Raw genomic sequence first — 11459 nt, 5'->3', positions numbered from 1 at the left:
CAAGGTCGTCGATCTCACGCGCAAGCTCGAGCACGACGCGTCGGTCGAGCCAATTCTGGCCGAGTCGCCTGAGGGTCTCGGCGTTATCCGTCACTCGACCGCTCATCTGATGGCGATGGCGGTGCAATCGCTTTACCCCGGCACGCAGGTGACGATCGGCCCGGTTATCGAAGACGGTTTTTTCTACGACTTCGCGCCGGCCACGCCGTTCACGCTCGAGGACTTGCCGAAGATCGAAGCGAAGATGCGCGAGCTGTCGAAGGCTGACCACAAGATCACGCGGACCGAAGTCCCGCGCGAAGAAGCAGTCCGCAAATTCTCGGCGATGGGCGAGAAGTACAAGGTCGAAATAATCAACGAGGCCGAGGACCCGATTTCGATTTACAGCCAGGGCGACTGGATGGATCTTTGCCGCGGACCGCACGTGCCCTCGACGCGCTACCTGAAGGCATTCAAGTTGACCAGTGTCGCAGGCGCGTACTGGCGCGGCGACGAGCACAACGCGATGCTCTCGCGAATCTACGGCACCGCGTTCGCAACCAAGGAGGCGCTCGAGGAGCATCTCAAGCTCGTCGAGCTCGCCCGCCAGCGCGACCATCGCAAGCTCGGGCGCGAGATGGGCCTGTACATCTTCGATCCGATCTCGCCGGGCTCGCCGTTCTACCTGCCTAAGGGCGTCATCATCTTCAATGCGCTCATCGACTACATCCGCCGGATGTACCGGCGCTACGGCTTCGACGAAGTCGTCACGCCGCTGATTTTCAAAAACGAGATGTTCAACACGTCGGGGCATTGGGAAAATTTTCGCGAGAATATGTTTCTCACGCCCGATCCCGAGAGCGAGACCCACACCGTCGACACCAGCCCCGAAGGATGGCGTCACGGCTACGCGGTAAAGCCGATGAATTGCCCAGGCCATACCTTCGTGTATCGCGCCGAGAAGCGATCGTATCGCGATTTGCCGCTGCGCTTCGCGGAGTTCAGCCGGCTCCATCGCGCGGAACGCTCGGGCACTTTGCACGGCCTGATGCGGGTGCGCGCGATGTCGCAGGACGACGCGCACATCTTCTGCCGCGAAGATCAGATCGAGGATGAAATCGCGATGAATCTCGAGATGGTGCGCGACGTTTACGGGGCGCTGGGTTTCGACGGCGTCGAGTTCAAGCTCGCGACCATGCCCGACAAGCATCTCGGCACCGAAGAGCAATGGCAGATGGCCGAGGCCAAGCTCGCCAACGCGATCAAGCGCAACGAAATCGCGTTCGAGATCAATCCCAAGGAAGGCGCGTTTTACGGCCCCAAGATTGAGATTTACGTGTCCGATGCGCTCAAGCGTAAATGGCAGGTCGCGACGATTCAGCTCGATTACAATATGCCCGAGGGCTTCGATCTGACGTACACCAACAGTAGCGGCGCTGAGGAACGTCCCGTGATGATCCATCGAGCGATCCTCGGCTCGCTCGAGCGCTTCATCGGCGTGCTGATCGAGCATACTGGCGGCGTGCTGCCACTGTGGCTGGCGCCCGAGCAGGTGCGAGTGCTGTCGCTCAGCGAGAAGGTCGAGGACTACGCCAAGGAAGTCGCCGACCTGCTCAAGCGCGAGGGATTCCGCGCCCACGCCGACATCCGCAACGAGAAGCTGGGATTCAAAGTTCGCGAGGCCGAACTGGCCAAGGTGCCGTATATGGTAGTCGTCGGCGAGCGCGAGGCGGCAGATCGATCAGTGTCGCTGCGCCTGCTGCGCGGCGAGAAGAGCAACGCGATGCCGCTTGGCGCACTCATAGAAAAATTAAAACAGGAGCCGGTGCCGGCTTAAGGAAATTAGTCCGGCCATCAAGCCGGAGGAGGTGCTTTATCCGTAGAGATTTCAGAACCCCACCGTCAAGGGAGCCCGCGATTCGCGTCAATAATCTGATTCGCGCGCAGGAAGTCCGTGTGATCGACGCCGACGGCAGCCAGGTCGGAATCCTGCCGCTGCGAGAGGCGATCAAAGTTGCGGAGGCGCGCGGCCTGGACCTGGTCGAGGTCTCCTCGACCGCCACGCCGCCGGTCTGCCGCGTCACCGACTTCGACAAGTATCGCTACGCGCAGAAGAAGAAATCGCACGACTCCAAAAAGCACACCATCAGCATGATCAAGGAAGTGAAGATGGGCTCGGCGACCGGACAGCACGACGTCGACTTCAAAACCGCGCACATCAAGCGCTTTGTTGGAGAGGGTCACCGTGTTAAGCTCACCGTTTCGTTCCGGGGCCGCGCGATTACTCATCCCGAACTCGGACGCGCACTTATCGAGAGAATTATTGCGACGGTAACCGATATCGCGCAGGCGGAAGGCACGCCCCGGATGGAAGGACGCAACATGTCCGTGCTGCTGACGCCGCGCTAAAACCGAAAAAGTTTAATTTCAGGAAAGAAGATGCCGAAAATCAGGACCAGCCGAACTGCCGCCAAACGCTTCTCCGTGACCAAGAGCGGCAAGGTCAAATTCAAACACGCGTACGCTCGCCACATGTTCACGGCCAAAAATCCGAAACAGAAGGCGCGCCTCCGCCGCACCGGTATCCTCGGAAAAGCCGACGCCGAAAAAATCAAGATCATGATGCCCTACGCCTAAGCAACATAAACGCAATACAGATTCACTGAAAAGACTGAAAAGGAACTGAGATGCCTCGCGCAAAAGGCGGACCCAAGACGCGCCGCCGTCATAAGCGTCAAATGAAACTTGCCTCCGGCTTCGTCGGCGGGCGCAAACTCTACCGGCAGGCTAGGTCGACCCTCGAAAAGGGCCTGACCTATGCCTATAGAGATCGCAAGGCCAAGAAGCGCGACTACCGCACGCTGTGGATCGCGCGCATCAACGCACTCGCGCGCGAAAGCGGGATCTCGTACAGCGCGCTGATGAACGGTCTGAAGAAGGCGGGCGTCGAAGTCGATCGCAAGATGCTGGCGAAGCTCGCGCAGGAGCGCGACGCATTGTTTACCGAGCTGGTGCGCACCGCTATCAGCGCGCTCGGCTCAAAAGCAGCATAGAGCCGCGCGTTCGAAAGCGCCGCGCACCAGGAGACCATGTGGGTAATCGCCCACGTGGTTTTTTTGTTTTTGGGTTTTTTCAGTGTCCATGCAACATTGCGAGCCGGTTAGGTGTGCGGGGAAATAACGATGAAAGAACAACTCGAAGAAATCAGGCGCCGCGCGATGGCGGAACTTTCCGACGACGCCGGCGAAGCGCAAATCGACGCGGTCCGCGTCCGCGTCCTCGGACGTTCCGGCGAGCTGACGGAAATCATGCGCGGGATGCGCGAGGTGCCCAACGCCGAACGCCCCGCTATCGGCCAGCTCATCAACCAGATCAAGCGCGAAGTCGAAGCGCGCATCGAAGCACTGAGCGAGAAGCTCAAAGCTGCCTCGTTGACGAAGTCGCTCAACGAGAAGCGCCTCGACGTGACGCTGCCAGGGATGCGCGTCGCGCGCGGACATATCCATCCGATTACCGACATCCTCGAACAGATGCTCGCCATCTTCGAGTCGATGGGCTTCGAAGTCGCGATGACCCAGGATATCGAGGACGACTTCCACAACTTCGCGGCGCTCAACTTTCGTCCGCATCACCCGGCGCGCGACATGCAGGACACCTTTTACGTGGACGGCGGGATGCTGCTGCGGACGCATACGTCGAACGGCCAGATCCGCGTGATGGAAAAACGCCGGCCTCCGCTGGCGGTCGTGTGTCCCGGGCGATGCTACCGGCGCGACGACCTCAGTGTGCGCGCCTCCCCGATGTTCACGCAGATCGAGGGCTTCATGGTCGATAAGCGTGGGCGAATCACGATGGCACATCTAAAAGGTGTCCTGACGGAATTCGTGCGCGCGTTTTTCGGCAGTACTGCGGTGCGGTTTCGCTCGAGCTATTTTCCATTCACCGAGCCGAGCGCCGAGCTCGACATGCACTGCCTGCTCTGCGACGGCGCGGGATGTCCGGTGTGCAAGCATTCCGGATGGACCGAAGTGCTCGGCTGCGGAATGATCCACCCGAACGTGATGCGCGCGGTCGAGTACAACCCCGACGAGTTTCAGGGCTTCGCATTCGGCATGGGCGTCGAGCGAACGGGCTTGCTGAAGCTTGGCGTCGACGACATGCGCCTGTTCTTCGAGAACGACCTGCGCTTCCTGGACCAGTTCCCGGCGCTGAGCGGAGGTGTGCGATGAAGCTGCCGCTCAGTTGGATGCGCGACTTCGTGAGCGTCGATGCGCCGGTCGAGGAAATTTCGCGGCGCCTCAGCTATGGCGGCCTGGTTGTCGAGCATATCGAAAAACTCACGCCGGGCTTTGCCGGTGTGTTCGCCGCGCGCGTGACCAATGTCGAGAAGCATCCCAACGCGGATCGGCTGAATCTGGTCGAGGTGGACGCGGGCACCAAAGGCCAATTCAAAGTAGTGTGCGGCGCGCCCAACGTGAAGGCCGGGATGCTCGCTCCGCTGGCTCTCGTCGGCGCGCAACTCGGCAAGGAACCGGCGCTTGAGGCAGCAGTCATTCGGGGCGTGCAGTCGGAGGGGATGCTCTGCTCGGAGCGCGAGCTCGGCCTTTCAGAAGATCACGCGGGAATTCTTGCGCTCGGCGCCGACGCTCTGCTCGGCGGGGACGTGGCCGCGTATTTGCACCTCGACGACACCGTGCTCGATGTAGAAATCACGCCCAACCGCGGCGATTGCCTGTCGATTCTCGGCCTCGCGCGCGAGGTCGCCGCATTGTTCTCCGGCAGATTGCGCGCGCCGCGCCTGCGCGCTGCGCATTCCGCCGCTTCGCCGGACAGCGCGCAGTTCTCGATTGCAGTTTCGATCGACGCTCCCGATCTTTGCCCGCGTTACGCCGCCCTTGCGATGACCGGAATCAAGATCGGTCCTTCGCCGGCGTGGCTCAGGCGTCGGCTCGAACTATGCGGGATGCGCGCGCTGAACAACGTCGTCGATGCGACCAACTACGTGATGCTCGAGCTCGGACAGCCCTTGCACGCGTTCGACTATGGCAAAATCGCGGGCGGCAAGATCATCGTCCGGCGCGCCGGCGAGACGCGCGAGTTCGTCACGCTCGACAACATCACGCGCACGCTCGATCCAAACGACCTGCTGATCGCCGACAGCGACAAACCGCTCGCGATCGCGGGCGTGATGGGCGGCCTCAACTCGGAAGTCAGCGATTCGACCACCACTATTCTGCTCGAAAGCGCGTATTTCGAGCCGATGACCGTCGCGCGCACGGCGCGCCGGTTGGGTTTGCGCAGCGAGGCGAGTTATCGCTTCGAGCGCGGCATCGATCGCGCGGGCCAAGTCGGCGCGCTGATCCGCGCGGCCGAGTTGATCCGCAAAATCGCGCGCGGGCGCGAAGCGTCGCCAATCGCCGACTTCGAGCCGCGCAAATCCGAGCCGCGCGAGATCGCGCTCGACCTCGGCGCGATGGAATCGCTGCTCGGCGCCTCGATTCCGCCGGGCGTCGCGCGCAGTCGTCTCAAATCGCTCGGCGCGCAGGTCAGCACGCGCGCCAAAGGCGTGCTCGCAGTAGTGCCGCCGTCGTTCCGCTCCGACCTGGTCGAGCAGGCCGACCTGATCGAAGAAGTCGCGCGCCTCGGCGGCCTCGAAGACATTCCCGCGCTACTCCCACCGCGCGTGAGCGCACTGGCTCCCTTGAATCGGGAGCGCGAGTTCATCAAAGGCACGCGCGAAGTGATGCTGGGATGCGGCCTGACCGAGGCCGCCACCCTCGCATTCATCGCGCCCGCCGACAACGCGCGCTTTTCAGGAATTCAAATCGCGGCGCGCCCGGTTAAAGTGACGAACCCGTTGTCGGCAGAGCTTAGCGAGCTGCGCGTCAGCCTGATGCCGGGTCTCGTCACTTCGCTCCGCTTCAATTTGAACCGCGAGGCCCGCAGTTTTCACGCGTTTGAAATGGGCAAGGTCTTCCGCATGAACGGCGACATCGCGACCGAGCACAGTCATCTCGCCGCCGTCAGCTACGGACCGTACGCGCTCTCTGCGGTCGGCGAGCAGAGCGTCGATGCGGGATTTTACTCGCTCAAGGGAATCCTCGAGAGCTACTTCGACGCAACCGGAGTCTCACCGCGAATCGCGTTCAAAGCCATCGAGCCCGCCGATGCGCCGTTCCTGCATCCCGGGCGCAGCGCTATCGTGTCGCTGGACGACGTGCCGATCGGTTTGATCGGCGAGCTGCATCCGGCGGAAGCGATGCGCCTGGATCTGAGCGAAGCGTGCGCGCTCTGCGAACTTGACTTGAGTAATCTCATTGCCTATGGTTTCTCGCCGCGCAAAACTTTTCAGCCGCCGCCAAAATTTCCCGCAATCAGGCGCGATTTGGCGCTGGTTTTGGATCGGAATTTCCCGGCGGATATGGTAGTCAAGACTATTCGGGAAGGCGGCGCGTCGCTGCTGGAGAGCGTCGAGGTGTTCGACGTGTACGAGGGGACCGCGGTGGCCGCTGGCAAGAAGAGTGTGGCGTTGGCTTGTCGTTACCGTGCAGAGGATCGCACGCTGACTGATGAGGAGGTGAACCGCATTCACGCCGTGTTGGTGGAACAGGCGCGGATGCGATTGGGTGCGGAGTTGCGGCAGTAGCAGCGTGCCTAACGCGAGCGGGTGGGGATCGTTACGCCGCAGGGCATGACTAAAGCCGATCTTGTAGATCTGATCTACGAGCGGGTGGGCTCCTCAAAAAAGGAAGCCTGTGACGTGGTCGAAGCGGTGTTCGCGATCATCAGGGATTCGTTGCGCCAGGGTCAGAAAGTGAAAATTTCCGGCTTCGGCACTTTCCTCGTCAATCAGAAACATGCGCGCCGCGGGCGCAATCCGCAGACCGGCGAGCCGATCACCATCGATTCGCGCCGCGTGCTGTCCTTCAAGCCGAGCCAGGTGTTGAAGGAGCGCGTCAACAACGGCTCCAAGCCGGGGGTATGACGCCGATGCCGCGCCCGCGCCCGCCATCAGTTCGGCGGCGAAAACCTGCCCCGCCCAAGCCGATCACGATTTCCATGTTTCCCGAGCGCGGGCTGAAGATCGGCGAAGCGGCGCGCGCGCTCGGCGTCGAGACCTACGTGCTGCGCTTCTGGGAAACGCAGTTCCCGTTCCTGAAGCCCAAGCATACACGCACCAAGCATCGCTTCTACCAGGAAAAAGACCTCGACGTGCTGCGCCTGATCAAGCGCCTGCTGCACGACGAAGGCTTCACCATCGTCGGCGCCAACAAGCACATCAAGGAATTCGGCATCGAAGCCCTGATGAGCGGCAAGCCCTTGCCGAAGAGCGCGCCGGCATCATCACCGGAGCGCGCATCGTCGCCATCGGCCGCAATCGACGGTCAGGCCCGCCGCGTACTCAACGAAGTCCGCCGCGACCTCGAATCGATCCACAAAATCCTGGAAGACTGATTCTTCTTTGCAGGAAAGCTTAGCCTGGAGCGCTGTTTCCTCCCGAGGAGCTGACAGTGAACGAGAACGATCGGTATTACCAACACACGCTCGAGCTGCTCGAAGAATCGTATCTCGAAGCCGACGCGCGCGGAGATGTCGCGGGTGGCTCGGGCTCAGGCGGAGGGCTGGAACGTTGGGAGCGGAAGCGGCGCGTATTGGTCGGCGCATTCGATCATGACGGTAGCTGGCTCGATGTTGGCTGCGCTAACGGGCTCTTGATGGAAACGCTCACGACGTGGGCGCGGGAGAAAGGTCTCCAAGTTGAACCTTACGGTCTGGAATTGTCGCCGCGCATCGCTGAGGCCGCGCGGCGGCGACTGCCGCATTGGGCCGGCCGCATATGGAGCGGAAACGTGATGACATGGGAGCCGCAGATGCGTTTCGACTACGTCACAGTCATCGCCGAAAGCGTTCCGGCGACCGCACGACACGATTTGGTCGAACGGCTCATCACCAGGTTCCTGAGTTCAACCGGCAGATTGATTTTCAGCATCTATATGCCGCGACCACCGGAAGCGCCCCCCGAACTTCCTCCGGCGTCTGCGGTACTGAAACGTTTCGGCTACGGCGTCAAAGGAGAAGCAGAGGCTCGAATTGACGGCGAGCTCAAAGTATCCACCGCATGGCTCGACGTGACCAGCGCGAGACCTTCACTCTAAGCCGATGATCGAAGGACCTTTCACTGGAGGATGTCTCTGCGGGGCGATCCGATACGAGGTCGATCGGATCTTCGATGTGATCTACTGCCACTGCAAGCAATGTCGCCGAAGCAGCGGTGCGCCCGTGCTGCTGAACGCAGGGGTCACAGGGGACGCGTTTCGGTTGACCAAAGGATCGCCGTCCGAGTATCGAACCTCCGATTCCGGATGCAGTTTCTTCTGCCGAACCTGCGGTTCCGGACTGTACGGCGAATACGTTGCGTCCAATCACGCGTTCGCGAGAGACGGCCGCTATTTCTCGGTTCGCGTCGGAACATTCGACGATCCCGAAAATGTTCACCCTCAGATCCACCAGTTCGTCGAGAGCAAACTCTCGTGGTTCGAAACGACCGATCGACTCGTTCGCGTCGAAGGCAACACGCTGCCACATCCGGACAAGCGCCGAGACCGCAAGTGATTCGGATCGGAATTCCCCGTTTCATGGATCGACGGCCAGGCACGCCGCGTCTTGAAGGAGGTCCGATGTGATCTGGAGTCAATTCAGAAAATCTTAGAAGATTAATCCGGTTTCCTCGCCCAATGCTCTGAACGCCGGCTCGGCCGTAAGGAGTTCCTAATGGCGCAAAAAGTTGCTGACGTCTTGTGGAAGATGCTGGCGGAGGCCGGCGTCAAACGCTGCTACGGAATCGTCGGAGACGCGCTCAATCCGGTGATCGACGCGCTCAGGCGCAACGGCGAGATCGAGTTCATTCACGTTCGCCACGAAGAATATGGCGTCTTCGCCGCAGTCGCCGAGGCCTACCTCACCGGCAATCCAGTGGTCGTTTGCGGAACCGCCGGCCCGGGCGTCGTGCACCTCTTCAACGGCCTGATGGACGCGCGCAAGGAGGGCGCCGCAGTCGTCGCGATCGCCGGCGATGTCGAAACCACGCTTATCGACACCGCCGCGCTCGAAGAGCTGAACCCTTACAAGTTTTTCGACACCGCGTGTCTTTACGTCGGGCGAGTGGTCAACCCTGAACAGGTGCGGGCCGTTGTCACGACCGCGATTATGACGGCCGTCGTGGACAAAGGGCCGACGCTGATCTCGATACCCGGCGACATCGCTGCATCAAACGCGCCGGACCGTTCTGCTCACGGATTCTCGATTCCCGCTGAGCCAATGCTGCGGCCGGCCGACGCCGATCTTAAGAAGCTCGCCGAAATGGTCGAGGCGGCGAACAAGGTGACGATTTTCGGCGGCGACGGATGCCGCGATGCGCGCAACGAGGTGCTGCAACTGGCTGCCAGACTGAAGGCGCCAATCGGATACTCATTTCGCGGGAAGCAATGGCTCGAGCATGACAATCCGAATGCCGTCGGGATGACCGGACTGCTCGGCTACGGCGGCGCGTATAAGGCTATTCACGGTGCGGACCTGCTGCTGATGCTCGGCACCGACTTTCCGTTCTCGGAATTTTTGCCCGGCGACAACGTCAAGAAAGTTCAAATCGACAAAAATCCGAAGCACATCGGACGGCGAACAGCCGTTGATCTGGCGCTGGTCGGCGACGTCAAGACAACGGTCACCGCGCTGCTCGCCAAAGTCAGCAACAAGGCTGACGGCACCTTTCTCGAAAGGCATGTGGCCGAGACCAAATCGTTCGAGGAACTTTTGCACCACTACGTCACCAAAGGACCACAGATAAAACCGATACGACCGGAATTCTTGGCCGCGACTCTGAGCGAGCTGGCCGACGACGACGCGATGTTTTTCGCGGACACCGGAACGGCATGCATCTGGCTCTCGCGGCATGTAAAGGGCGGGACCAACCGCCGGATTTTCGGATCGTTTTCATGGGCCTCGATGGCCAATGCCGCTCCCAACGCATTTGGCGCGCAACTCGCATTTCCCGGCCGCCAGACGATTGCTGTGTGTGGCGACGGAGGATTCACGATGCTCGGCCTCGGCGACCTACTGACGCAAGTGCAGCGGAAATCGCCGGTGGTTCAGATCATCCTCAACAATGAATCGCTGGACTTCGTCAACATCGAGCAGCAGGAAGCCGGCATTGTCCCGTTCGGCGTCGATTTCAAGAACCCGAACTTTGCCAAAGTTGCCGAGGCTATGGGCGCGAAGGGCATCCGTATCGAAGAGCCCGGCGACGTAAGAGCAGGGCTCGCCGAGGCGCTCGCGCACAAGGGCGGTCCGGTCGTGGTGGATGCGGTGGTCGATCCTTATGCGCTGTCGCTGCCGGCGCATGTGCCGTTCCATGTGGCCCAGAGCTTCACCCTAAGCCTCGCCAAACAAGTCCTGAACGGAAAGATGGATTCGGTGATAAAAACAATCGAACGCAACATCAGATTGATTTAAGGAAATGATCTAACGAAACGTGCGGACGCTCACTTTTTTGTGTCATCTTTTCTTTGTGTCATCCCGAGCGTAGCCGAGGGACCCCGGATTTTTTACGACGCAAGGAGTGTCGACTCATTTATGGCGCGCAGGAGAACTCAGCAGCTCCGAAATTCTCACATCATTCAGAACTCAAATCATTCCACGCTGGATTCATCGACTCGATAAGTTTGATTTTCTTCGCGCGCGTCCAATTCTTCAGTTGCTTTTCGCGTGAAATCGCCGAGTCAGGATCGGCAAACTCCTCGAACCACACCAGGCGGTGACTATATCGGACTAAGGGCATCTCGGCTCCCCGTGCCGTAGGTGAGTCGATGTTGCTTGCGTCGTAAAAGATCCGGGGTCCCTCGGCTACGCTCGGGATGACACAAGAACGCTAGGATGACGCCAAAGAAAAGCGCGACGCCTGGAAATTTGTCATCCTTACGGAGCGAGCAACGCGAGCGGCAGGAAGGATGACAGAAAAAAGCAGAATTTCGTCCGCGGACAATGCAGAACTACTCCGCGACGCGGTCTTGCGACGCCAATCGCGCGCGGGCCGGCTTGTTCGCCGCTGCCGTGACTTCCGCAGTTGACGGCTGACGTATCAGCGCTCCAAGCGGTGCGAGATTCAGTTCGGTCGCGCATTCCTCGGTCGCGCGATGTGCGAGGCGGCCTGCTTCGACCATCTTCACCGCTATGCATACGCCGCCGGCCATTGTTAGCGCACCCAGGCCGAGCGCTATCTCAGGTATGCCCGCAAGTGCCGCGACTGCTGCGCTCAGCGCTCCCGCTGCCAGGGCTATCGTGCTGATTCGAGTGAACTTGATTCGCGCCAGCACGTGATTGGTAACCTTGCCCGCCTCGTGCTCTTCGTCAGCGGTCTTCAACTCGATTCGCGTCCACGGATTCGGGCGCACTTCGAGGTCATAGTCGTTCCATCCGGCGTCAAC

The 11459-nt window shown here is 60.6% G+C and carries 13 protein-coding genes; 11 read left to right on the top strand and 2 right to left on the bottom strand.

Features of this window, described 5'->3' with window-relative positions; translation table 11 throughout:
* The 11 genes from thrS to VIW95_RS14960 all read left to right on the top strand — a co-directional run.
* On the top strand, positions 1-1816 hold a 1816-nt coding region (gene thrS / locus VIW95_RS15010; RefSeq protein ID WP_331587965.1), incomplete at its 5' end, for a threonine--tRNA ligase.
* Between the two features lie 38 nt (positions 1817-1854).
* Positions 1855-2388 carry a translation initiation factor IF-3 gene (infC, locus tag VIW95_RS15005; protein ID WP_349259335.1) on the top strand — a complete coding sequence of 178 codons (534 nt, stop codon included), beginning with the start codon at positions 1855-1857 and terminating at the stop codon, positions 2386-2388.
* Positions 2389-2418: 30 nt separating this feature from the next.
* Complete coding sequence (rpmI, locus tag VIW95_RS15000) at positions 2419-2616, top strand: 50S ribosomal protein L35 (RefSeq protein ID WP_331587963.1); 198 nt, start codon at positions 2419-2421, stop codon at positions 2614-2616.
* A gap of 50 nt (positions 2617-2666) precedes the next feature.
* Positions 2667-3032: a 50S ribosomal protein L20 gene (rplT, locus tag VIW95_RS14995; RefSeq protein WP_331587961.1), complete on the top strand. Its 366-nt coding sequence runs from the start codon at positions 2667-2669 to the stop codon at positions 3030-3032.
* A gap of 129 nt (positions 3033-3161) precedes the next feature.
* Positions 3162-4208: a phenylalanine--tRNA ligase subunit alpha gene (locus VIW95_RS14990; protein ID WP_331587959.1), complete on the top strand. Its 1047-nt coding sequence runs from the start codon at positions 3162-3164 to the stop codon at positions 4206-4208.
* The gene (gene pheT / locus VIW95_RS14985; RefSeq protein ID WP_331587957.1) at positions 4205-6625 is read left to right on the top strand and encodes a phenylalanine--tRNA ligase subunit beta; all 2421 of its coding nucleotides are present in this window, start codon (positions 4205-4207) and stop codon (positions 6623-6625) included. The genes VIW95_RS14990 and pheT overlap by 4 nt, the downstream gene beginning before the upstream one ends.
* 45 nt (positions 6626-6670) lie before the next feature.
* Positions 6671-6964, top strand: coding sequence for an integration host factor subunit alpha (locus tag VIW95_RS14980; protein WP_331587955.1), 294 nt, complete (start codon positions 6671-6673; stop codon positions 6962-6964).
* 5 nt (positions 6965-6969) lie between these two features.
* Positions 6970-7434 carry a MerR family transcriptional regulator gene (locus VIW95_RS14975; RefSeq protein WP_331587953.1) on the top strand — a complete coding sequence of 155 codons (465 nt, stop codon included), beginning with the start codon at positions 6970-6972 and terminating at the stop codon, positions 7432-7434.
* A 56-nt stretch (positions 7435-7490) separates the two neighbouring features.
* Positions 7491-8135: a hypothetical protein gene (locus VIW95_RS14970; RefSeq protein ID WP_331587951.1), complete on the top strand. Its 645-nt coding sequence runs from the start codon at positions 7491-7493 to the stop codon at positions 8133-8135.
* 4 nt (positions 8136-8139) lie between these two features.
* On the top strand, positions 8140-8592 hold the full coding sequence (locus tag VIW95_RS14965; protein ID WP_331587949.1) for a GFA family protein: 453 nt from the start codon (positions 8140-8142) through the stop codon (positions 8590-8592).
* Between the two features lie 159 nt (positions 8593-8751).
* On the top strand, positions 8752-10488 hold the full coding sequence (locus VIW95_RS14960) for a thiamine pyrophosphate-dependent enzyme (protein ID WP_331587947.1): 1737 nt from the start codon (positions 8752-8754) through the stop codon (positions 10486-10488).
* Positions 10489-10648: 160 nt separating this feature from the next.
* Here the strand turns inward: VIW95_RS14960 and VIW95_RS17545 are convergent, their stop codons facing one another.
* Both VIW95_RS17545 and VIW95_RS14955 read right to left on the bottom strand, forming a co-directional pair.
* Positions 10649-10813, bottom strand: a complete 165-nt coding sequence (locus VIW95_RS17545; protein ID WP_349259334.1) for a GIY-YIG nuclease family protein — start codon at positions 10811-10813, stop codon at positions 10649-10651.
* A gap of 211 nt (positions 10814-11024) precedes the next feature.
* A partial coding sequence (locus tag VIW95_RS14955; protein ID WP_331587945.1) for a hypothetical protein occupies positions 11025-11459 on the bottom strand: 435 nt, incomplete at its 5' end.

Origin of the sequence: Binatus sp. (SeqCode) (genome assembly GCF_036522015.1) — a bacterium.
Classification (GTDB): domain Bacteria; phylum Desulfobacterota; class Binatia; order Binatales; family Binataceae; genus Binatus.
Note: the sequence above shows the minus strand (reverse complement) of the source record. Positions and strands in the feature narration are given on the sequence as shown.

Coding starts and splice junctions, on each gene's coding strand:
- VIW95_RS17545 (WP_349259334.1), bottom strand. CDS start 10,813: ATGCCCTTAGTCCGATATAGTCACCGCCTGGTGTGGTTCGAGGAGTTT.
- VIW95_RS14990 (WP_331587959.1), top strand. CDS start 3,162: ATGAAAGAACAACTCGAAGAAATCAGGCGCCGCGCGATGGCGGAACTT.
- VIW95_RS14960 (WP_331587947.1), top strand. CDS start 8,752: ATGGCGCAAAAAGTTGCTGACGTCTTGTGGAAGATGCTGGCGGAGGCC.
- VIW95_RS14975 (WP_331587953.1), top strand. CDS start 6,970: ATGCCGCGCCCGCGCCCGCCATCAGTTCGGCGGCGAAAACCTGCCCCG.
- VIW95_RS14965 (WP_331587949.1), top strand. CDS start 8,140: ATGATCGAAGGACCTTTCACTGGAGGATGTCTCTGCGGGGCGATCCGA.
- rplT (WP_331587961.1), top strand. CDS start 2,667: ATGCCTCGCGCAAAAGGCGGACCCAAGACGCGCCGCCGTCATAAGCGT.
- pheT (WP_331587957.1), top strand. CDS start 4,205: ATGAAGCTGCCGCTCAGTTGGATGCGCGACTTCGTGAGCGTCGATGCG.
- rpmI (WP_331587963.1), top strand. CDS start 2,419: ATGCCGAAAATCAGGACCAGCCGAACTGCCGCCAAACGCTTCTCCGTG.
- VIW95_RS14980 (WP_331587955.1), top strand. CDS start 6,671: ATGACTAAAGCCGATCTTGTAGATCTGATCTACGAGCGGGTGGGCTCC.